This is a genomic window from Bartonella gabonensis (assembly GCF_903679515.1).
Taxonomy (GTDB): Bacteria; Pseudomonadota; Alphaproteobacteria; order Rhizobiales; family Rhizobiaceae; genus Bartonella; species Bartonella gabonensis.
In genome coordinates, this window is record NZ_CAHOYM010000001.1 from 86714 (window position 1) to 109640 (window position 22927).

15 protein-coding genes and 1 tRNA gene are annotated in these 22927 nt (G+C 37.3%); 8 read left to right on the forward strand and 8 right to left on the reverse strand.

Going from position 1 to position 22927, the window contains the following annotated elements; translation table 11 throughout:
* Positions 1–129 precede the first annotated feature (129 nt).
* A complete protein-coding gene (gene recG, locus HWX04_RS00400) occupies positions 130–2238 on the forward strand; it encodes an ATP-dependent DNA helicase RecG (protein WP_175868271.1) in 2109 nt (702 codons plus the stop codon).
* A gap of 400 nt (positions 2239–2638) precedes the next feature.
* Here the strand turns inward: recG and glmS are convergent, their stop codons facing one another.
* The 5 genes from glmS to HWX04_RS00425 all read right to left on the reverse strand — a co-directional run bounded on the left by glmS (position 2639) and on the right by HWX04_RS00425 (position 8192).
* Positions 2639–4462: a glutamine--fructose-6-phosphate transaminase (isomerizing) gene (gene glmS / locus HWX04_RS00405; protein WP_175868272.1), complete on the reverse strand. Its 1824-nt coding sequence runs from the start codon at positions 4460–4462 to the stop codon at positions 2639–2641.
* Between the two features lie 171 nt (positions 4463–4633).
* On the reverse strand, positions 4634–5998 hold the full coding sequence (gene glmU, locus HWX04_RS00410) for a bifunctional UDP-N-acetylglucosamine diphosphorylase/glucosamine-1-phosphate N-acetyltransferase GlmU (protein ID WP_175868273.1): 1365 nt from the start codon (positions 5996–5998) through the stop codon (positions 4634–4636).
* 14 nt (positions 5999–6012) lie between these two features.
* Positions 6013–6819, reverse strand: coding sequence for a cytochrome c biogenesis CcdA family protein (locus tag HWX04_RS00415; protein ID WP_175868337.1), 807 nt, complete (start codon positions 6817–6819; stop codon positions 6013–6015).
* 25 nt (positions 6820–6844) lie between these two features.
* Positions 6845–7855, reverse strand: coding sequence for an RgsD C-terminal domain-containing protein (locus tag HWX04_RS00420; RefSeq protein WP_500676362.1), 1011 nt, complete (start codon positions 7853–7855; stop codon positions 6845–6847).
* 13 nt (positions 7856–7868) lie between these two features.
* The gene (locus HWX04_RS00425; protein ID WP_175868274.1) at positions 7869–8192 is read right to left on the reverse strand and encodes a HesB/IscA family protein; all 324 of its coding nucleotides are present in this window, start codon (positions 8190–8192) and stop codon (positions 7869–7871) included.
* Positions 8193–8303: 111 nt separating this feature from the next.
* Between HWX04_RS00425 and HWX04_RS00430 the strand changes: the two genes are divergently transcribed.
* The 3 genes from HWX04_RS00430 (at position 8304) to HWX04_RS00440 (ending at position 13970) form a co-directional block, all read left to right on the forward strand.
* Positions 8304–9506: a deoxyguanosinetriphosphate triphosphohydrolase gene (locus HWX04_RS00430; protein ID WP_175868275.1), complete on the forward strand. Its 1203-nt coding sequence runs from the start codon at positions 8304–8306 to the stop codon at positions 9504–9506.
* A 30-nt stretch (positions 9507–9536) separates the two neighbouring features.
* Positions 9537–11294, forward strand: coding sequence for an arginine--tRNA ligase (gene argS, locus HWX04_RS00435; protein ID WP_175868276.1), 1758 nt, complete (start codon positions 9537–9539; stop codon positions 11292–11294).
* 150 nt (positions 11295–11444) lie between these two features.
* Entirely contained in the window at positions 11445–13970 is a 2526-nt protein-coding gene (locus tag HWX04_RS00440) for an SPOR domain-containing protein (RefSeq protein WP_175868277.1), read from the forward strand.
* A gap of 212 nt (positions 13971–14182) precedes the next feature.
* On the opposite strand, the gene HWX04_RS00445 is transcribed toward HWX04_RS00440, so the two are convergent.
* Positions 14183–14458, reverse strand: a complete 276-nt coding sequence (locus HWX04_RS00445) for a hypothetical protein (protein ID WP_175868278.1) — start codon at positions 14456–14458, stop codon at positions 14183–14185.
* Positions 14459–14743: 285 nt separating this feature from the next.
* Between HWX04_RS00445 and HWX04_RS00450 the strand changes: the two genes are divergently transcribed.
* A complete protein-coding gene (locus tag HWX04_RS00450) occupies positions 14744–15850 on the forward strand; it encodes a branched-chain amino acid aminotransferase (protein ID WP_175868279.1) in 1107 nt (368 codons plus the stop codon).
* A gap of 113 nt (positions 15851–15963) precedes the next feature.
* Here HWX04_RS00450 and glpX read toward each other — a convergent pair whose 3' ends face one another.
* A complete protein-coding gene (gene glpX / locus HWX04_RS00455; protein WP_175868280.1) occupies positions 15964–16950 on the reverse strand; it encodes a class II fructose-bisphosphatase in 987 nt (328 codons plus the stop codon).
* A 136-nt stretch (positions 16951–17086) separates the two neighbouring features.
* Positions 17087–18403 carry a homoserine dehydrogenase gene (locus HWX04_RS00460; protein WP_175868281.1) on the reverse strand — a complete coding sequence of 439 codons (1317 nt, stop codon included), beginning with the start codon at positions 18401–18403 and terminating at the stop codon, positions 17087–17089.
* A gap of 1032 nt (positions 18404–19435) precedes the next feature.
* On the opposite strand from HWX04_RS00460, the gene HWX04_RS00465 reads away from it, so the two are divergent.
* From HWX04_RS00465 to HWX04_RS00475, 3 genes are all read left to right on the forward strand, one after another.
* Positions 19436–19510: transfer RNA gene (locus tag HWX04_RS00465), tRNA-Glu, on the forward strand.
* Positions 19511–20129: 619 nt separating this feature from the next.
* Positions 20130–21344 carry an NADP-dependent isocitrate dehydrogenase gene (locus tag HWX04_RS00470; RefSeq protein ID WP_175868282.1) on the forward strand — a complete coding sequence of 405 codons (1215 nt, stop codon included), beginning with the start codon at positions 20130–20132 and terminating at the stop codon, positions 21342–21344.
* Between the two features lie 117 nt (positions 21345–21461).
* Positions 21462–22892, forward strand: a complete 1431-nt coding sequence (locus HWX04_RS00475) for an MFS transporter (protein WP_175868283.1) — start codon at positions 21462–21464, stop codon at positions 22890–22892.
* The last annotated feature ends 35 nt before the right edge of the window (positions 22893–22927 follow it).

Consider the following 22927-nt stretch of genomic DNA (forward strand, 5'->3'; position numbering starts at 1 on the left):
TCTCTATTAAATATTAATTTTTTCCTAAAATTCCATGTGTTCATAAAACAATTCCCTCATTATGACTTTATCCCCAAAAAGCTCTTCTAAAGGTCTAGAAAAAACAAAAAGAGCAGGTTAAATTTCCCCATGCCTCCAAGTCTTCTTACCCCTCTTTTTAATTCTATTCGGACCCTTTCTGGTATTACACCTAAAGTCTATGGCTTACTGACAAAACTTTTAAATATTAATCCTACAGAACGTGAAATAACCCTTATTGATCTTCTTAAATTAATGCCCCATTCTGTTATAGACCGCAGAATGCGTCCCAGCATTGCTCATGCAAAAGAAGGAGAAATTGTTACGCTCGAAATTGTCATCGATCAACATCAACCTCCACCCCGTGGTCATAACAAAACTCCCTATCGTGTTATCGCTCATGATCAAACAGGAAAAATAAATTTAGTTTTTTTTCATGCTCAGCCTCTTTGGCTCAAAAAACAACTCTCTGAGGGAAAAAAGATCATTGTATCAGGAAAAGTTGAATGGTTTAACGGACAACTTTCAATGGCGCATCCCGACTATATCGCTCCAATCGAACAATCAGCTCAGATTCCTCTCATAGAACCTGTTTATCCCTCTACCGCAGGACTCTCTTCAAAGACGCTAAGACACGCCATACAAAACACTCTTGATTTTATTCCTCTCCTCCCAGAATGGATAGATGAAAATGTTAAAAAACAGCAAAATTTTTCTTCCTTTTCTGTTGCTTTACGCCGTATCCATGCCCCCATTAATCCCGATGATCTATCCTTAGAAAGTACAGCACGCAAACGTCTTGCCTATGATGAACTGCTCGCTTGTCAATTGGCACTAAGTCTTGTACGTTTGAAAACAAAATCTCTTGTTGGGACTTCTCGATCATCAACAGGAATTTACACGAAAAAATTGCTTAATGTTCTTCCCTTTCAGCTCACAAAGGGACAGATAAAAGCGATAGAAGATATTGCCAATGACCTTGCTTCGCCAGAACCGATGCTAAGACTTCTCCAAGGCGATGTAGGTGCAGGAAAAACCGTTGTAGCACTGATGGCAATGGCACAAATTGCTGAAAATTCAGGACAATCAGCTTTAATGGCCCCCACAGAAGTGCTTGCTCGGCAACATTTTGCAACCATTGCCCCACTTGCCGAAAAGATCGGATTACAAACAACACTTTTAACAGGACGAGAAAAAGGAAAATTGCGGACAAATATCTTGAATGATATTTCATCAGGTCAAGTTTCTATCGTCATCGGAACCCATGCTCTTATACAAGACAGCGTAACTTATAACAATCTCGCCCTAACCATTATCGATGAACAGCACCGTTTTGGTGTGCATCAACGTATTGCCCTTACAGAAAAAGGCGATAAACCTGATATGCTGGTCATGACGGCTACCCCTATTCCCCGCACACTTGTCTTAACAGCTTTTGGTGACATGGATGTATCCAAAATTACAGAAAAACCAATGGGACGACAACCCATTACAACGGCAATGCTTTCTTTGAAACGTATTGATGAACTTATAGAACGAATTGCAATTGCATTAGAAAAAGGAGAAAAACTCTATTGGATTTGTCCTTTAGTAGAGGAATCAACAATTCTTGATCTCACTTCAATTGAAAATCGTTTTGCGTTTCTTTATGAACGCTTTGGAACACGTGTTGGGATGATCCATGGCAAAATGTCTACAGCAGAAAAAGAAGCTGCCATGACATCTTTTAAATGCGGAAATACACGTATTTTAGTTGCAACCACCGTCATTGAAGTAGGCGTGGATATCCCAGACGCTTCGATTATTATCATTGAACACGCAGAACATTTTGGCCTTTCACAATTGCACCAATTGCGTGGGCGGGTAGGACGAGGCGATAAAAAATCTTCCTGCATTTTGCTCTATAAAGATCCACTAACCAAAACAGCAGCAACACGTCTGAATATTATACGCAATACAGAAGACGGTTTTGAAATCGCTGAAGAAGATTGGCGCTTGCGAGGTGAAGGAGAACTTTTAGGCACAAAACAATCCGGTGTCCCTGAATTTCATATAGCCAATCTTGCTGTTCACAGTGATCTTTTGTCAATAGCAAGAAAAGATGCACGCTTATTTTTACAACGCGATCCTCATCTTTCTTCTGAGCAAGGACAAGCTTTACAGGTGCTCCTTTACCTTTTCGGACATGATAACGCTACACGCCTCTTACGAGCAGGATAATGAGAGAAAAGAACCTTTGACAAAAAATAAAAATACCTCCCCTATGCAAATATACTTTTTTCTTGAGATCACTCATAAATGATCTAACGCAATCCCTACACCATTATGCTTCATGAAAGAATAACAAACCAACAGCAGCATCTTCTCTCTCAACCTAGATAACCTTTTACATTAAAAGAGGAGCAGCATAGTGCGTTCTTTTCACCCTTATATTCATACATCTGATCCATTTTTTGATCGGTTCAGAAAACATTTTTTATTCTGTCATAAAGATTTGGAATGAAAAATCCTGTCTTTGGTATTCTCATTCAACAGAGAAAATGAAAAAATAAACTACCATTATAAATCAATTTGTTACACTTGATCATTCTCCAAAAAATCAGAAATACACAATCTATTTTTATTCAACGGTGACTGATTTTGCTAAATTACGCGGTTGATCGACATCTGTTCCTAATAAAACAGCCGTATGATAAGCAATTAACTGAATGGGGAGAGCATAAATAATCGGAGCAATAAATTCTGGAACATCTGGCAAAATAATCGTTGATAAAGTCTTAAGACAAGCTACTTCTCCTCCTTTTTTATCGGTTATCAAAATAATACGACCATTACGCGCTACCACTTCTTGCATATTAGAAAAAGTTTTTTCAAACCACCGATCATAAGGAGCCACAACAATAACGGGTATTGTCTCATCCACCAGTGCAATAGGTCCATGCTTCAACTCACCCGCTGCATAACCTTCAGCATGAATATAAGAAAGCTCTTTCAGTTTAAGGGCTCCCTCCAAAGCAATCGGATAAGAAGTGCCACGTCCCAGATAAAGAACACTTTTTGCATTCACCAAATCACGACAAATGGATTCAATTTTTCCTTCTAATTTTAAGAGCTCATTTAAAATACAAGGAACTTTTGCCAATTGTTGCACCAATTGTTTTTCCATTGAAGCTGAGAGATGGCCACGTTGTTTAGCAGCGCTAAGTGCGAGTGCAGCAAGTGTTGCCAATTGGCAGGTAAAAGCTTTTGTTGAAGCAACACCAATTTCCGGTCCGGCAAGTGTTGGGAGAATAAAATCAGTCTCCCTTGCCATTGTTGATTGCTCAACATTCACAATTGTTGCTGTTTTTACACCCCGCTCACGACAATAACGTAAAGAAGCCAATGTATCAGCTGTTTCACCGGATTGAGAAACAAACAGTGATAACACATCAGGCGTTATAGGGGGTTCACGATAACGAAACTCGGACGCAACATCATTATCAACACTTAAAGCAGCAAATTTCTCAAACCAATAGCGCGCAACTAAGGTTGAATAATAAGCCGTTCCACAACTCGCAAAAAGGAGACGATGAATATTTTTCCAATCAATAAAATTCTCAAAAGATCGAACGGTATAATTTCCAAGATCAAGATAATGCGCCAAATTATGAGAAATCACTTCAGGTTGTTCAAACATTTCCTTGTGCATAAAATGACGATGATTACCCTTAGAAATCAATAAGGCTTCTTCAAGTAATGTTGTCACACAACGTTTTACCGGTCGATTGTCTCTATCATAAATTGTGACGCCCTCCCGTGTGAGAACAGCCCAATCCCCATCTTCCAAATAGCTAATATGATCAGCAAATGGTGCCAAAGCAATAGCATCTGATCCCACAAAAAATTCATCTTTTCCATAACCAATTGCCAGTGGGGGACCAGAACGAGCCGCAATCATAAGGTTATCTTCACCCTCAAAAATAAGAGCAACAGCAAAAGCCCCTTGCAGCCTTTTCCAACTAGTACGCATAGCCTCTTGCGGAGAAAGACCACTTTTTAATGCACGCGTTATTAAATGTGCAATAACTTCCGTATCCGTCTCTGTTTCAAAGATATAACCATCCTCGATGAGTTCCTTTTGCAATTCTACAAAATTTTCAATAATACCATTATGAACAACCGCAAGCTTTTCAGTTACATGGGGATGAGCATTGCGTTCAACAGCAACTCCATGCGTCGCCCAACGGGTATGGCCAATCCCTAAACTTCCCTCCAGAGGTGTTTTTTTTAATTTTTCTTCTAAATGAACCAGCTTCCCCTCAGCACGTACACGATGAAGATGACCATTATGGACTGTTGCCACCCCAGATGAATCATACCCTCTATATTCAAGACGTTTTAACCCCTCAACCAAAGAGGAGGTAACACACCTCTTTCCAAGAATTCCAATAATTCCACACATTCAAAAGCTCCAACCCACATTTAAGATTTAAATTTCATAAAACAATCTAACAGTCTTTCATTTAAAACTATAAATAATAAAATTATTTAAATATGGAGTACGGCAATTTTTAAGAATAAACCTCCATCCATCGTTAGATCGACATGAAACAAAGAAATAAACTGAAAATGGTCATTTTTTCTGTTTGTTTTTTGATAAGTTGTTCTCTAATAAGCGCGCCCGAAATTTTGTTGCATAGCCCTCTTTTATAACCTGTCGTGCACGCCCAAAAGCCATACTGTTCATAGGAATATTTTCAGTAATAACACTTCCTGAAGCAATATAAGAACCATCCCCTATCACCAATGGGGAAACAAGTGCCGTATTCGACCCAACAAAAGCATGATCACCAATCGTAGTTTTATATTTATTAAATCCGTCATAATTGCAGGTAATCGTACCGGCTCCAATATTGGTATATGCACCAATTTCGGCATCACCAATATAACTTAAATGATTGATTTTAGAAGCCTCTCCTACCTTAGCTTGTTTGACTTCACAAAAATTTCCAACCTTTACGGATTTAGCCAACTCTGTTCCAGGACGCAAACGTGCATAGGGACCAATCTGTGCATCTTTACCCACCACAGCACCTTCGAGATAACTAAATGCATGAATAACAGCACCAGATTGTATTTTCACACCTGATCCAAAATAAACATTCGGCTCAATGATCACCCCTGGTTCAATCTCCGTATCATGAGAAAAATAAACTGTTTCTGGTTTAAGGATTGTTACACCTGATAACATCAAATCACGCGCTTTACGCTTTTGCCACAAAGAATCAGCCTCAGAAAGCTCAAGACCGTTGTTAATTCCTACAATATGTTCAAAAGGGACTTCAACAACACGCACATCCAATCCTTCACGTATAGCCAGAGAAGCAATATCTGTTAAGTAATATTCTTTTTGCATATTATTATTATCAACCTTCTCTAAAAGAGAAAGTGCATATTTTCCACGCATAGCGAGTATTCCCCCATTACAAAAAGAAATCTTTTTTTCTTCATCGCTCGCGTCTTTTTCTTCTACAATTGCAATCAAATGACCATTTTTCTCGAGAAGGCGCCCATAACCTGTTGGATTTTCGGTATGAAAGCCTGCAAAAACAACATCTACTCCATCAGCAAGCTGCGCACGCATTTGCTGCAATGAATCTTGCTGAATGAGAGGCGTATCCCCAAAAACAATGAGAATATCATCCACTCCCTTTTGCAAAGCCAAACGAGCCGATAAAACAGCATGCGCTGTTCCTAAACGCTCTTTTTGTTCAAAAATCATTACATCTTTTACAAATGACTGAACAACATGTGCAACCTCTTGAGCACCAAATCCCACAACGACAGCCAATTGTGAAGAGCCTGCCAATTCTATTTGTTTTAGAACGTGGCATATAAGAGGCAATCCAGCAATTTTATGAAGCACCTTAGGGAGAGACGATTTCATACGCGTCCCCTCACCTGCAGCAAGAACAATAGAAAGACAACTTCTAACCATAAAAACACATCAGACTAACGAGAAAATCCAAAAAAATTCATAATATCGTGCCAACGAATATCTTCAATATAACTCAATGAAGGATAATGTTCTAAAAGCCAAAATGAAAGATCCTGCATAGAGCCTGTTAAAAATAAAATCCCTGTAAGAATAAGAAAAACACCAATAATTTTTTCAACTTTTCCTAAATGAATACGAAAAGCTGCTAAAAAACGCATAAAACTACTCGAAAATAAAGCTGCCAACACAAAAGGAACAGCAAGACCTAACGCATAAACCGCTAATAGAATAGCACCCTCGCCCACAGTTTCTTTTGTTCCAGCAAGCGTTATAATAGGCCCTAAAATGGGACCAATACATGGTGTCCAACCAAAGGCAAAAGCTAAACCAATAACATAGGCCCCAAACAGACCAGCAGGTGTTTTATGAGTCTGAAAACGTGCTTCACGAAATAAAAACGAAATCTTGAAAAATCCTAAAAAATTTAAACCAAAAATAATAATGATAATTCCAGCAGCAAGTGCAAACCACTCACGATAATAACCGATGAACTTACCAATTGTACTTGCACTAGCACCTAAAGCAACAAAAACAGTGGTAAACCCAAGAACAAAAGCAATAACAGAAGACAACAAAGCCCACCGTATAAAGACTTTCTCATCGCGTTTTTCTGAACGAAAGTCATCAATACCAATCCCTGCCATATAGCATAAATAAGGAGGAACTAATGGCAAAACACATGGCGATAAAAAAGAGAGTGCCCCAGCAAAAAACACACCAACTGTTGAAACTTCAATCAAAACGTACACCCCATCTTTCATCATGGTTTAGTTCCATGAACAACGATCAATCCATATCTTCATTAATTCGTTGCATATTTTGTTCATTCGCCACCACACTTATATCTTCATCATGGCCAGAAACGACAGAGAAAACCTTTTGATAAATTTTATCTTTATTTTTAGCAATTGCAATATACTCTCCCTCCGCTAACACGAGTGAAACATAAGCCCCAACAGTTTCATAAACAATATCACCAGAATCATTGGCAAGAGACCAACTTGTATCTGCAAGCGCTTCCCCACCTTCTTGTCGCACCAGCTTTAAAATAATTTGGGCCGCCTGATGTTCAAGGGTAACTTCTGTCATTTTACCAGCCTCCACTTGAATATCCGAACGAGCCGTCGCATTAATGGAACCATAATGGGAAGCAACATGGTAGCGGCCAGCTTTTAAACGCACAACAGATTGAGGCTTAATATTTGATAAAATCACCCCTGTATCATCATTTTCTTTTTCATCCTCATAGATTGTGAAACGTAATTCCTTCTCATTGATTATACCATTGAGCAGTGTCGCATTTAAAATAAGACCACCTGCCTCAAGGTGAAAGTTTTTCACAAGACTCTGCCCATTTTCTAGACGAATAGGGCGCACAGCACTCATATGACCAAATGAGACATGAACAAGATAACTTCCTGGCTCTAAATCAAAACGTGCACTCCCCCCCTTATAGCTTGCCACTAATGGTAATTTATTATCAATCCCGAGAATAGGAGCATAAAGGCGCCAGACAAGCCCTTTCTCAATATCTTGACGGCTATTTGTTAATCGAGCATTCAAAATGAGTTGTGCCTGAGATGCTAAACTCTCTTTTTCCTGCTCTGGGGACTTTATAATAAAACTCCGTGATTGCCCCTGCTGCAGATCTACTCCTTCTTCACAAAAAGCACCATGGCTCCAGATCAATAAAGTAAACACCATGCATAACCGCACACATCGGTGCACTATTTTTATAAGATTAGCCATTTTTACATTGTTAACCAACATGATATTTTTTTCAAGAAACAATATCACAAAGCCCCCAATCTCAAATTGAAAAACTTACACCACAACCACAGGATGAAACAGCATTGGGATTATGAATTTGAAAAGATTGCCCCATAAGATCATCAACAAAATCAATCTCAGCTCCCTCCATGAAAGGAAGCGATAATGAATCAATAATTACAGTTGCCCCATCTTTTTTGAGAACGAGGTCATCTTTACACATTTCAGAAACCAAGTCATATTTATAAGAAAAACCAGAACAACCACCACCTTCAACAGAAATACGTAACGCTATTTTATCGGGTTCACGCAAAAGTATCTGTACAATTTGCTGAGCAGCAGCATCTGAAATTTTCACATTCATTTTATATATCCTTGCATTAAACCATCAAGAAAGAGTATTCCATATTATAGAAGGAGAAATTTATTCATCATAAACCAACCTCAATTTTAAGATGAGAATGGACAACTTGCAATGAATATAAGCACTATCAACTTCAATTACCAATCTAGAGCGGTCTATAGTGCCAACCCGCAAACAAGTCGTGGACGATTATTCCATGAAGCGATGAGCTCTACCCGCTCACCCTTTCAACGAGATAGAGATCGTATTATCCATTCTAATGCATTTCGATGCCTTAAAGACAAAACGCAAGTATTTATCGCTGATGAAAGCGATTCTTATCGTACAAGGCTGACGCATTCAATAGAAGTTTCTCAAATTGCACGAACATTAGCCCGTACCCTTTGTATTGACGAAGATCTTGCCGAAGCCATTGCCCTTGTTCACGACTTTGGGCATACGCCCTTTGGCCATGCAGGTGGAGATGCCCTCAATGAAGCCATGGCTCACTATGGTGGTTTTGACCATAATGCACAAACCTTACGCATTGTTACAAAACTAGAACAGCGCTATGCAAATTTTGATGGACTTAATCTCTCATGGGAAACACTCGAAGGACTTGTGAAACATAAGGGTCCCCTTTTAGGCCCTTATGCAAAGAACAAAGAGGTTCCTATTGACATTCTCCAATACAATGCAAAACAGGATCTGAAGCTAGACTGTTTTGCAGGACTAGAAGCGCAATGTGCTGCGATTGCAGATGATATTGCTTATAATGCGCATGATATTGATGATGGACTACGTTCGCAATTTTTAACACTCAATCAGTTCGAAGAGGTTTCACTGACAGCAGAAATCTTAAAAGATATAATAGATGAGCACCCCCACCTCGACCAAGCACGACGTGGTTACACACTCGTACGAAGACAAATAACAACCATGGTCGAAGATGTTATCAAACAATCATACGAAAACTTGGCACGCATCAAACCAAGCAGCATAAACGATATTTACCAAGCAAAACAAACCATTGTTACCTTTTCACCCACAATGACCGTTTATGAAAAAGAACTAAAAAACTTTCTCTTTAAAAATCTTTATTATCATGATCAAGTACTGAACCGTCGCAATACAGCAAAATGCATTGTACAAAAATTGTTCAATTGTTATTATGAAAATCCAGATACAATGCCTGAAAGTTGGTGCAAAAAAGCAGTGCACTTAAAAAATCAAGAGTTAGCACGTCTGATTGCTGACTTTCTTTCAGGAATGACTGATCACTATGCTCTACGTGAATATCACCGTTTATTTGACGATACAGATCATTTCGTTTAATTGCTTTTGGCATCATCATGGAAGCTCAATATGAATATCTTTAAATACTTCGAAAAAAAAATTAAAAGATCAATTGAATTATCTGATATAAAAGGAAAAGATGGAGAAGATCTAGATTTATCAAAAATCACCGTTGATCCCCCACGTGATTCCTCCCATGGTCATTTATCAACCAATGCTGCTATGGTTCTTGCAAAGCCTATTGGGATGGGGCCCCGTGCACTTGCAGATAAAATCATAGAACTGCTTAAAAATGATGCCTCTATTGAGAATATTGATGTTGCTGGTCCTGGTTTTATCAACATCAAGCTTACAAAATTATTCTGGCAAGATGCTATAAAATCCATGCTTGAATTAGGCCTTTCTTATGGCCGTATCCCAATGGGACAAGGAAAACGCGTCAATGTTGAATATGTCTCAGCAAATCCAACAGGCCCCATGCATGTAGGACATTGTCGCGGAGCCGTTGTTGGAGATGTTCTCTCCAATTTGCTGCAATTTACGGGCTATAACATTACGAAAGAATATTATATCAATGATGCTGGTCAACAAATCGAAGTCCTTGCTCACTCCGTACTGTTGCGCTACCGTGAAGCTCTTGGAGAAAAAATTAATGAAATTCCAGAGGGACTCTATCCTGGAGAATACTTAATACCATTGGGTCAATCGTTATCTCAAGAGTTTGGTGACCAACTCCTCACCATGGATAAAGATGAAGCCTTATCCATCGTGAAAGAACGGGCAATTCAGGCAATGATGTCCATGATTTGCGAGGATTTGGCAGCTCTTAATATTTATCATGATATCTTTTTCTCTGAACGAATGCTTTATGCAGATAATGCCCGCGCTATTCGTAACACCATTAACGACCTCACTATCAATGGTTATATCTACAAAGGAAAACTCCCCCCTCCCAAAGGGCAAAATATAGAAGATTGGGAACCAAGCGAGCAAATTTTGTTTCGTTCAACAAATGTTGGTGATGACCAAGACCGTGTTTTGATTAAATCTGATGGTTCTTACACTTATTTTGCTGCTGATATTGCTTACTTTCGGGATAAATTTAATCGTCATTTTGATGAAATGATTTATATTCTAGGAGCAGACCATGCTGGTTATGTAAAGCGACTAGAATCCATGGCAAAAGCAATTTCTGGTGATAAAGCCCAATTAAGTGTTTTCTTATGTCAATTGGTAAAACTCTTTCGCAATGGTCAACCTGTACGTATGTCAAAAAGAGCAGGATCATTTGTCACTCTAAGAGATGTTGTTGAGGAAGTCGGTCGAGATCCAGTGCGTTTTATGATGCTATATCGCAAATGCGAAGCGCCTCTTGATTTTGATTTTGCAAAAGTAACAGAACAATCAAAAGATAACCCCATCTTTTACGTACAATATGCAAGTGCACGTTGTCACTCAGTCTTTCGTCAAGCACAAGAAGTGCTTCATATTGAAAGCTTTTCAAAGGACATATTGATCCCTCATCTTCATCGACTAACAGATGACAATGAAATATTATTAATACGCAAACTTTCTGAATATCCGCGTATCATTGAACAAGCCGTCGTTCATAAAGAACCTCATCGATTAGCCTTTTATCTTTATGACCTTGCCTCCTGCTTTCACACCCATTGGAATAAAGGGAGTGAAAACCCCAATTTACGCTTTATTCAGCCTAATGATAAAGAGTTATCCTTTGCAAGATTGGGCTTGATACAAGCTGTTATCAATATTTTATCATCAGGACTGAGCATCATAGGAGTCGAAGCCCCAATAGAAATGCGTTGAAAAAGTTCTATAAATACATACAATAGATACTGTATTGGTAAACTTTTTCATGTATCCTTGCATGAGCGGGGGAAAATTTAATTTTAATATAACAAATCAAAATTAACCATTGATTGCATATTAAGTGCAAATCATTATGTGAGAAAAGCTATGAGCGATAACGATCGCAAAAATCCGCACGAAACAAAACACGATCATGAACCCCATGATCCTTTAAAAAGACTTACGCGCATTTTTAATCCGACCAAACAAAGTGGAAACCAAAATGAACACTCTTCTTTAGAGACAGATCGTTCAACATCTCATTCCAAAACGCCATCTCATGATGATGATTTTGATTTATCCTTTCTAGAAGAAGAACTTAAAAATAATTTAACACAGAACTTACCGTTTGATGATCAAAAAAAGCAATGGAACTTGCATGCAACCAGTAATGCAACAGTCTCAGATATTGCACAAACTGGTTCTTTAAACCATTCAAACAAAAATAATTTATCTACAGAGAGATATTCTTCACCAAGCAGTCATGATGAAGAACAAATCTTAGACGCACTTTCTCCATTACCCATTCAAAAGAATCAATTGTCTCAACAGAAAAAGACAGCAACAAGTGCTAATCCTTTTTTTGAAAAAAGGAATTTTACCTCACAATCAGAATCAGAATCAGAAAATTTCTTTTTTGATAAATCCGAAAAGCGCGAAAATAAGAGAGACGACACAGAAACTGTTGAACAAACCCTTCGTTTTTCACAAACGACCTCACAACAGCCTGAGAGTGTGAATATACAAAAAACGTATAATGACAATAAAAACTTCTATAAACCTTCCATAAACCATCCCTATAACATTGCAGCGGATCAAGAAAATTGGACTGAACAAGATTATATGGATGTTTCCTCTTCTCCGGAACCAAATGAATTTTTGTCATCTTCTAACCTTGCGTCAGAAAGACAAAACACAGCAAAAAATCAAACAACAAGTGGCTTCTCCTCGCCTTTGGATTCTACACATGTTGATACACAATCTTATTTAGAGGGATCTTCACAAGAAGATCATACAACTAATTATCTCCATTTTTTTGAAGAAAATCTCTCACAACAAAAAACTTATAGTGAAAAAGTTCCAACCTATAATGAGGATCAAACGCAATACATCAATAAGGCTGAAAATGTCTCTAACCCAAACAGAGAAATTTCATATAACCAAAATGATTTAGATGATTTTCTTTCTTCATCAAAACCTCTTAGTACAAAACAAACAGAGAGCTTTTTTGCCCATAACTATACACACAGAGATACCCCCCCTCCCAATGTTGATACTTATAAATTTTCAGAAGAAATCGTAGAAAAAACTGGCCCTATTATGGTTCCAGAAGTCCCGTATGAAGCCCCAGAATATGATGTACCAACAAATAGTTTCGAAGAAGAATTTGCGGATGTACTCAATGTAGGAAATGTTCCAACAGATGATTTTTCTCAAAAACAACAGAAAAATGAATCTTTCAATGAAATTTTTCATCAAACTATACAAAATTCAAAAGAAGGGATTTATATAAACTCTAAAGAACAAAATGCCGACTATTTTTCTGCTGCTAATATGGAACATAATTCCCCCTCTTTTAGTGATAGTGAGAATTCACCATACACAGGCTCAGATGAAATCCCCGCATACCCTTCAGCACCTCCTCCCTTTAAAAGTTCTATTTTTGGTAAAATTTTCTTTAAAGGTATTTTTCTTCTTATTTTAATAGCCATTGGATTTGCTGGTTATTCTCATTTTTTCATGAAATCACAGAAAAATGAAGCAATGGTCATTATTCAGGCTGACAATACACCTTTTAAATTCAAACCAGACACAACTGAAACAAAAAATGATGTTGCTCATAATTTAGATGTCTATAAACAAACGACTGGACGAAATGACAAACAAGAAAATACACAACAATTTCTTATCGACAGCTCTGAACAACCTGATAATTTAGAGGGATTAAATCCAGAAGAATCTCTGAACGTCTCATCATCTTCTTCAACTGAATCTGATGTTGAAGATGCTGTTACGCAAGCTGTTACTCATACTATTCCAACGCGCGAAGTACAGACCGTTATTGTCAATCCAGACGGTACAGTTACACTCGCTCCGATGCATCAAAAAGAGAGCAATACTGCTGCTCAATCTGCAGAAGCCGTTGATCAAATTCCTGACGAGATTCAACAGTCGTCCATTGTTTCGTCGCATGATTCCGATAAAAACAACCAAGAAAGTGATTATGATCTCAAAAATAATATTGATAAAATAATCGCCGAAAATACTTCTAACGCGGGTATTGAAGAGAAATTTATCCCTATTCCCTCTCAAGCAGAGAGAAATGCAGAAGTCGAAACGCACGCCGCATCTCGCCCAACATCCCCAAACAAAGTTGCACCACAAAATTCAGAGGGTTATTATGTGCAACTCGCCTCTCAACCTACGCATGAGTTAGCGAGAGATTCTTTAAAAAAGATGGAATCAAAATTTGGATTCCTTATCGGATCCCGTCCTTTAAATATTCAACCGGCTTTGATACCAGGAAAAGGAACCTATTACCGTGTTCGTATTCAAACGCAGAACCGTAATGAGGCTATAATCCTTTGTGAAACCATTAAAAGTTCTGGTGGAAATTGCTTCATAACACGCTAAACCAATCATGCAACGATTCTAAAAATCGTTGCATGATTAATTTCAAGGCCATTTATTTTCAATAACATTTAGTTACTGAAACATTTAGTTACTGATCGAAAACGTTAGAAATTAAAATCGTCTCAATTTTTTTCACTGATCTATTTAAGTTGATTTTATTTTTTGATCTACGTTGATTTTGCCTTCTCTAAAAGATTATGTTTACGAAAAAATCACTGCGTACTCTTATCGCTATAAGGTACAGGAGGGCGTGAACTTAAATCTTTTTTTTGGGGGGGTATACTCTGGCTTGTTTCTGGAGTATTATAATGTGAACTATGTTCAGGATCTTGTGCAAAAAAAGATCCTAAAAAACCAAAAATAAACCAGATAAGAACCAATGCAAGAAGAATAGCAAAAATACCCTTAGCGATTGAAACACGCTGTTCATGATCTTTTCTTTCTGTAGCCATACGTTCTTCATATGTGTGATAATTTTTATCAATCATAGTGGATTCCTTTTCTCAATGCCCTTACCTTTAAATTTTTTAAAAATCTGCATATATGAAATTATTTCAGATACTTATTTTGAGAAAACGATAAAGAGAGATAAAGGTTCCAGACACCTTCATAAAATTAAGAAAAACCGAGGATAGAATTAAAATATCAAGCATAGCCTTTGAGTTCTGCAATAAAACATTGACACAAAGGATTAGCTAATAATAAAGTTATGGCCAAAATATCTCATTATTTTTATTAATAAAAAATAAAAACACTCTCAAAAGGTTTTTCTTATGAAATCTCCCATATCGTCACTTCCCTTTAAAATAGAAAAGCACCCATCACCTCTGTCGGAAGAAAAACGTGAAGAAATTCTAAAAAATCCCAGTTTTGGTCAATTTTTTACAGACCATATGTGTACTATTCAATGGACAGAAGACAAAGGCTGGCATAACGCCGTTATTTTTCAATACAAAGCTTTAGAAATTAACCCTGCAAGTACTGTTTTGCATTATGGACAGGAAATTTTTGAGGGTTTAAAAGCCTATCGTGCAAAAGATGGACGCATCTTACTCTTCCGTCCTGATGCCAATGCAGAACGGTTTATAGAGTCAGCTAAACGGTTAGCCATGCCAGAATTACCAAAAGATGTTTTTCTGGATGCCGTTCATCAATTAGTAAAAGCTGATCAAAAATGGGTTTCTGATCATCCCAGCGCTAGCCTCTATATCCGTCCATTTATGTTTGGCAATGAAAACTTTTTGGGTGTTCGCCCTTCTCAAGAATATCTTTTTTGTGTCATAGCTTCTCCAGTTGAATCCTATTTCAAAGAAGAGGAAAAATCTGTTAGCGTCTGGATCGAAACAGAGTATAGTCGTGCTGGTCCAGGAGGGACAGGTGCTGCCAAATGTGGAGGAAACTATGCAGCAAGCTTACTTGCACAAAAAAGTGCAACCGAAAACAATTGTAGCCAAGTGCTCTTCCTTGATATGATTGAACATAAGTGGATTGAAGAGCTTGGCGGTATGAATGTCTGCTTTATTATGAACAATAATACACTCGTAACCCCTCCCCTTAATGGAACTATCCTTCCGGGAATAACACGTCATTCAATTTTACAGTTGGCTCAACAAATGGGATTAACGATAGAAGAACGTCCTTATTCTTTTGCAACGCTTCAAGAAGATGCAAAAAGTGGACATCTTAAAGAAGTCTTTGCTTGTGGTACAGCTGCCGTTGTCACATCAATCGGTCGTTTTAGATATAAAGGGGGAGAATTTATTATTGGGAATGAAACAATTGGAGAAGTCACAAAGGAACTTCGAACACAATTGGTTGGTCTTCAAAAAGGGAATATAGAAGATAAAAATGGCTGGGTGCACTCTGTCCAGCTCTCATAATAAGACGAATATTCTTATATCTATAAACGCTTCCATGAAGATATATCGACTTTCATGGAAGCGTACACACTAAAAACAATCTGTCTATTTTTTAGGGGTGACAGAAAAAAACATTAATCAAATTTTGAATGATCTCTATGCTGTGCTTTAATATTACGAACTGTCCCCGTATGGGAACGCATTACAAGAGTTTCCGTTTGAATGTAACGAGACGTGAATTTAACACCAGACAGCATATTACCATCTGTTACCCCTGTTGCTGAGAACAAAACGTCTCCCTTTGCCATTTCTTCCATTGTATAAACCTTATTGGGATCACTAATCCCCATTTTGGCTGCTCGAGCAATTTTCTCTTCTGTATCAAGCAACAAACGACCTTGCATCTGTCCTCCAATGCAACGTAAAGCAGCAGACGCTAAAACACCCTCTGGGGCTCCACCAATCCCCATATAGATATCAATACCTGTTTCTTCTGGATCAGTTGTATCAATAACAGCAGCAACATCTCCATCACCAATCAAACGAATCGACGCCCCTGTCGCTCGTACTTGATCAATCAATTTTTCATGACGAGGTCTATCCATAATACAAACAGTAATCTGATTAACAGCCACTCCTTTAGCCTTTGCAAGAGCATGAATATTATCGGTAGGACAAGCATCTATATCCACCACTCCCTTTGGATAACCAGGACCAATAGCAATTTTGTTCATATAAACATCAGGAGCATAAAGGAGGTTACCCTTTTCAGCAATTGCAACCACTGCCAAAGAATTGGCAAGATTTTTAGCACAAAGTGTTGTTCCCTCAAGGGGATCAAGAGCAATATCGATCGCTAGCCCATTTTGAAGACCTACTTTTTCTCCGATATAAAGCATAGGTGCTTCATCCCGCTCACCTTCACCAATCACCACTGTACCCTCAATAGGCAATTGATTAAGTTCTCGCCGCATTGCATCTACAGCAGCTTGATCTGCAGCCTTTTCATCGCCACGTCCACGCCAGCGCGCAGCAGTAACCGCAGCACGTTCAGTGACACGTACCAATTCAAGTGTCAAAATACGATCAAGTCCATTTAAAGTCTTCTGAGTTGTGGACATATGTAAAGAATCCTACCGAATAAATACCAGAAAAAATATGAGTCCCTATTAAGCTCTAAGAATAAAGCTTTTGGCAAAAATGAAAACTTTCCACAAGAGATAAAAGTATTCAAGCTTGTCTTATCAAGACAAGTTATCAATTCTCTGCCATACGTTCAATACGAATGAATTGAGATTTTGCTACAAGAAGTCCATCTTTTTCAATTTCTGCAAGTGCCTGTCGTACATTCACCTCTGTTGTTTCATGCGTGATTAAAATAATTGTTTTTTCAATCTGATTTTCTATAAAAGGTCTTTGAACAATCGACTCTAATGAAATGTGATTATCAGCCATATGCCTTGCAACCGCGGCAAAAACACCAGCACGATCATGAACATTTAAACGAATAAAATAGCCCCCTGCATGATGTGAAATACGTGCTTTTTTATGAGGAGCAAGCTCTAATGCTGGACGTCTTAAAACAGGTGCATAGTGAAAACCAGAACGTGCCTTTGCTATATCAGCCAAATCCCCAATAACAGCTGATGCTGTTGCCATTCCTCCAGCGCCAGGACCAGAAAACAATAATTCACCTAATAAATCACTTTGAATAGAAAGAGCATTGGTTACACCATTTATCTGGGCAATCATTGAGGACGTTGGGACCATGGTTGGACGAACGCGTTGCTCTATTCCAGAATCTGTTTTTAATGCAACCCCTAAAAGCTTAATTCGATACCCCAATTCATCAGCCGCTCGGATATCAATTTGCGAAATATTATGAATCCCTTCAACATAAACATCATCTAATGAAACAGCTGTTCCAAATGCCAAACTTGTCAACAAAGCTAATTTATGAGCCGTATCATTTCCCTCAATATCAAAAGTTGGATCTGCTTCAGCATAACCAAGTCTTTGTGCATCGGCTAAACAATCTTTGAATGAAAGACCCTCCGTAAACATGCGAGTTAATATATAATTACAGGTTCCATTGAGAATACCATAAATCCGCGATATGTGATTACTGACAAGTGATTCTCTCATCGCTTTAATAACAGGAATCCCCCCTGCAACGGCTGCTTCAAAATGAAGAAAAACACCTTTTTGTTCTGCAATTATAGCTAACTCTACCCCATGTCGAGCAAGAAGAGCTTTATTGGCAGTCACAACATGATGTCCTGCCTCAAGTGCTCTCTTAACAGCAGTATACACAATATCCCATTCACCACCAATTAACTCGACAAAAACATCAATCTCATCAGAGGCAGCCATCTCCACAGGTGAATCAAACCATCTTATATTACTGAGATCAATTCCACGATCACGGCCTTTATCACGCGCATTAACAGCAACGACTTTGATGAATCGCCCACATTGACAAGCTAAACTATTCGCTTTTTCACATAGAGCTCGAACAACTGAAGTACCAACCGTACCAAGTCCCGCAACGCCAACTTTTAAAGCTTCTGCCATTATCTAACCACTGATCCCTATCTTTATTGAAAAATTGTTTAAATGATGTGCCTGTGAACACAAAGAATGCTTATAACCATCAGGACAAAAGAAATCCCCTACTCTCTTCACTCTATTTTTTTCTAATAGAATTATCCCCACTTATTCAATCAAAATTCCTAAAAATACAAATATTTATTTTCTTTTAAAATTTCATGACCTTTATAAAAGATCTAATTCAAAATAAAAATCTGCAAAACTAATAAATGCAAGTTGCTGTAAAAAATTGCCTTGTTTTTTAAAAGAAAAAACCTTCTCATAAAAACTCAACTCTATTAACAATAGGATAGAAAAAATCTCTCAAAAAAACAATTAATAACAAACGAAAGAATACTGAAGACTTTCTAAGAAACTCTTCTCAATCAACAAGTATTAACCAAAAAACATTCTTTCATGTGATACGTAAAGAGAATGAACACAATAAAGCAAATTAGTAAATAATGCCACATTCCTCCCTACTATTATATAGCTTAAACTAGTTCTTTAATGCAAAAATTTTAACGCTCTCCTATATCAAAACAGAACCTTACATTAAAGTAAAAAAACAAAAACTCATGTGTGTACAGCATAATTCTGAAATATTACAAATATGGAGAATAAATTTGCAAAATTCGAATATTTTATCCCAACTTATTGCCACTCTTTTGAAAAACGAACCCAAATAAATCCTTTATCTGTGCTGATTCATTTTCAAATAAAGAAATTTCTAAAGATGCAAAAAATAAACAGCTTTAAAATGTTGTTATGATCATTTTTACCTATACCTCAAACTGAAAATAAACAAAAATATCATTCACCGTGCATGATGTCCGCACCAAAAATTTCTATTCATCATAATAACTCTATATTTTTTCCACAAAAATCTTAGAAAATAAAAGGCTTCAAACAAGATTCGTTCAAAAATTATTCAATAAAACACACTTTTTTCAAAAAAAATGATATAGAGGGCTTGCGAAGTAAAAAGATCCTCTCTATAAGCCTCATCATTGGTTTGCGCCCATCGTCTAGCGGTTAGGACATCGCCCTTTCACGGCGGAAACAGGGGTTCGATTCCCCTTGGGCGTACCATTCCTTCTTTTTATTCTATATAATATATTCATTTTATTTATATTTTAAAATATGAGAGATGCATATATAAAAATGAGGGAGGAGGCTTTTAAAGGAATCTCTTCGTAAAAAGGTGCAAGAGTCATCATGTGATTGATTTTTTATTTCTTTTCACGAATAGCACTCTAATTTAGGCTATTAATAGCAATAAAAAATCGGACAAAATAAATTTAGAGAGCTCTTACTCATTATAAAGTGAATTTATAAGCYTTATTTACACGTATGCTGTTAATTTTAAATTAAAACCTGCTACGCTCTTTATGCATTGCTTTCAATCTTCAAAACTGAAATTTATCCTCAAAACGCATTTTAAATGAATTATTCCTCATTAGAAGGTCTGTAGTATCATATTAAATTTTCCTATAAACAAACAGGCCATAATTTAGAATATGATCAACTCATCAAATAGTTGAATGAAAACTGTGATAATAAAAACGCATATCTCTCCAGTAATCTCCTTACTTTATTGATCATATATTCTAACAGTTATATTTACATAGCTTTTCTCCTTGTTTTTACTTTTCATTATAAATCTGAAAGTGCTATAAAGTAATATCACTTAAAAGGAAAAGGACTTCTAATGGCAAAGATCAAAGTAGAAAACCCTGTTGTTGAACTCGATGGGGATGAAATGACCCGTATCATCTGGAAATATATCAAAGATAAATTAATCCATCCCTATCTCGACATTGATCTCAAATATTATGACCTTTCCGTCGAAAACCGTGATGCAACCAATGATCAGGTAACGATCGATTCTGCCAATGCTATCAAAAAATATGGGGTTGGTATAAAATGTGCAACCATCACCCCTGATGAAGCACGCGTTAAAGAATTTAACTTAAAAAAAATGTGGAAATCACCCAATGGCACCATCCGCAATATTTTAGGAGGAGTCATTTTTCGCGAACCCATTATCTGTAAAAATGTCCCCCGCCTTGTTCCTAACTGGACCAAGCCAATTATTATCGGACGTCATGCTTTTGGTGATCAGTATAAAGCAACAGATTTTAAATTTCCAGGCAAAGGGAAATTAAGTATTAAATTTGTCGGTGATGATAATCAAGTTATTGAGCATGATGTTTTTGATGCCCCAAGCGCAGGGGTTGCCATGGCAATGTATAACCTTGATGAATCAATTCGTGATTTTGCCCGCGCATCTTTTAATTATGGACTACAGCGGAATGTTCCGGTTTATCTTTCAACAAAAAATACCATTTTAAAAACTTACGACGGTCGTTTTAAAGATATCTTTCAAGAAATATTTGATACGGAATTTAAAGATGAATTTGAAAGCCGTAAATTATATTACGAACATCGTCTCATTGATGATATGGTGGCTTCTGCATTAAAGTGGTCTGGTGGATACGTATGGGCATGTAAAAACTATGATGGGGATGTTCAATCTGATATTGTTGCCCAAGGCTTTGGCTCTCTTGGTCTTATGACTTCCGTTCTCATGACACCAGACGGTAAAATTGTTGAAGCAGAAGCCGCACACGGCACCGTAACACGCCATTATCGTCAGCATCAAAAGAATGAAGAAACATCAACAAATTCTATTGCATCTATTTTCGCATGGACCCGAGGACTAGCGCACCGTGCCAAACTTGATAACAATGAGAAATTAAAAAACTTTGCCACAACATTAGAAGAAGTTTGTATTAAAACCGTTGAAGAAGGTTTTATGACTAAGGATCTCGCACTTTTGATTGGTCCTAAACAAAAATGGCTTTCTACAACGGGTTTTCTCGATAAAATTGATGAAAATCTCAAAAAAGCAATGAGCAATTAAGGAATAACTTAATTAAAATTCAAAGCTCTATTTAGGGCTTTGAATTTTTCTTGGAGAATTTAAAGAACTCCCTTATAAGTAATAAAGAGGATAAACTTTTATTAAATAGCAAAAACAGTGAAAAAACAAAGCTGGTCTACACTTTTAGTGGGTAAAAATGGTCTTTGCTTTTTAACGTTTACAGGCGGTGTGATGTTGCACGCCACCAACGTTTATATTGTTATTACTATTTTACCCTCTCTTATGAAGCATATTGGCAATGAGATATATTATTCTTGGGTGGCAACTGTTTTTATTACAGCTTCACTCATAGGAACTTGCCTTGCAACAAAAATATTAGGGAAATTGGGTCCTCGCAACGCTTATGTTATCTCTGGGCTTATCTTTACCCTAGGGACTTTCCTGTGTAGCATTTCTTCATCTATGCCATTATTTTTAATAGGACGCTGTATTCAAGGATTTGGAAGTGGTTCTTTATTATCCCTATCTTATTCCATGGTACGTATTATTTTCAGCCCATATTTATGGTCACACGCATTAAGTGTTATTTCTGGAATGTGGGGAATATCAACCTTGTTAGGACCAGCAATTGGGGGATTTTCTGTATATTATGGCCTATGGCGAGCATCATTTTGGATCATTGGCATATTAGCTATATTTTTCTCACTCATTGCTTTTAAACTTTTACCCAAAAAGAATAAAAACAATGTTCCAACATCCCCTATCCCTTTTATTCAACTTCTTACACTTACCTTATTGATTTTTATCATTTCTGTTGGAGGGGCTATGGAGTCGACAATGGCAAAAATTTGCGGGCTAGTTATCGGGCTTAGTCTCCTCTTTGTTCTAGCAAAAATTGAATCATTTACCCTTCATCCCATGTTGCCACACAAAACCTTTTCTTTTTCTTCTGAAATTTTTCCTGTTTATACATTGATACTCGTTATGACAACAGTCGTATACAGTATGGAACTTTATTTTCCCCTTTTTCTTCAAAAGCTTCACGGGCAAGCTCCACTTATTGCTGGTTATATAGCAGCACTCATGAGCCTAGGGTGGACATGTGGAGCCCTCTCAAGTGCTGGTGTCTCCGAAAAAAAAATTCGTAACATCATTGTATACTCTCCCTTATTAAAACTGTTAGGCATCACTATTCTTTTATGGCTCATTCCAACAGAAATTTCCACACTTGGATATATTCTTATTATTTGCTTAGCACTATTTTCTATTGGAATCAGTGCGGGAATAGCGTGGCCACATTTGCTCACAAGAATCTTTCAATGTACAAATGATGAAGATGCTCTCCGTGCGAGTGAATCCCTTACCTCTGTACAACTATTTTCAGCGGCCTTAAGTGCAACTCTAGCGGGAGTCATCACCAATCTTGCTGGTCTTTTTAATCCTGGAGGAACAATAGGAATGATCTTAGCAGCAAAAACCCTTCTTATAGTGCTCATGGGTCTTTTGTTTTTTCTTGCTATTCCATTAGCGCTGCGCATTTCTTACTGCATATTAAAAAATCCAACAGGACATTCCAATAATAACTAATAATAAATATAAAAATTCCTTTTTCACTTAAAAAA

Excerpts from the sequence above, each read along its gene's own strand:
- HWX04_RS00415 (WP_175868337.1), bottom strand. The coding sequence starts at position 6,819 with ATGAAAGATGGGGTGTACGTTTTGATTGAAGTTTCAACAGTTGGTGTG.
- HWX04_RS00430 (WP_175868275.1), top strand. The coding sequence starts at position 8,304 with ATGAATATAAGCACTATCAACTTCAATTACCAATCTAGAGCGGTCTAT.
- HWX04_RS00470 (WP_175868282.1), top strand. The coding sequence starts at position 20,130 with ATGGCAAAGATCAAAGTAGAAAACCCTGTTGTTGAACTCGATGGGGAT.
- HWX04_RS00450 (WP_175868279.1), top strand. The coding sequence starts at position 14,744 with ATGAAATCTCCCATATCGTCACTTCCCTTTAAAATAGAAAAGCACCCA.
- HWX04_RS00425 (WP_175868274.1), bottom strand. The coding sequence starts at position 8,192 with ATGAATGTGAAAATTTCAGATGCTGCTGCTCAGCAAATTGTACAGATA.
- HWX04_RS00440 (WP_175868277.1), top strand. The coding sequence starts at position 11,445 with ATGAGCGATAACGATCGCAAAAATCCGCACGAAACAAAACACGATCAT.
- glmU (WP_175868273.1), bottom strand. The coding sequence starts at position 5,998 with ATGGTTAGAAGTTGTCTTTCTATTGTTCTTGCTGCAGGTGAGGGGACG.
- HWX04_RS00445 (WP_175868278.1), bottom strand. The coding sequence starts at position 14,458 with ATGATTGATAAAAATTATCACACATATGAAGAACGTATGGCTACAGAA.
- glpX (WP_175868280.1), bottom strand. The coding sequence starts at position 16,950 with ATGTCCACAACTCAGAAGACTTTAAATGGACTTGATCGTATTTTGACA.
- argS (WP_175868276.1), top strand. The coding sequence starts at position 9,537 with ATGAATATCTTTAAATACTTCGAAAAAAAAATTAAAAGATCAATTGAA.
- recG (WP_175868271.1), top strand. The coding sequence starts at position 130 with ATGCCTCCAAGTCTTCTTACCCCTCTTTTTAATTCTATTCGGACCCTT.
- HWX04_RS00460 (WP_175868281.1), bottom strand. The coding sequence starts at position 18,403 with ATGGCAGAAGCTTTAAAAGTTGGCGTTGCGGGACTTGGTACGGTTGGT.
- glmS (WP_175868272.1), bottom strand. The coding sequence starts at position 4,462 with ATGTGTGGAATTATTGGAATTCTTGGAAAGAGGTGTGTTACCTCCTCT.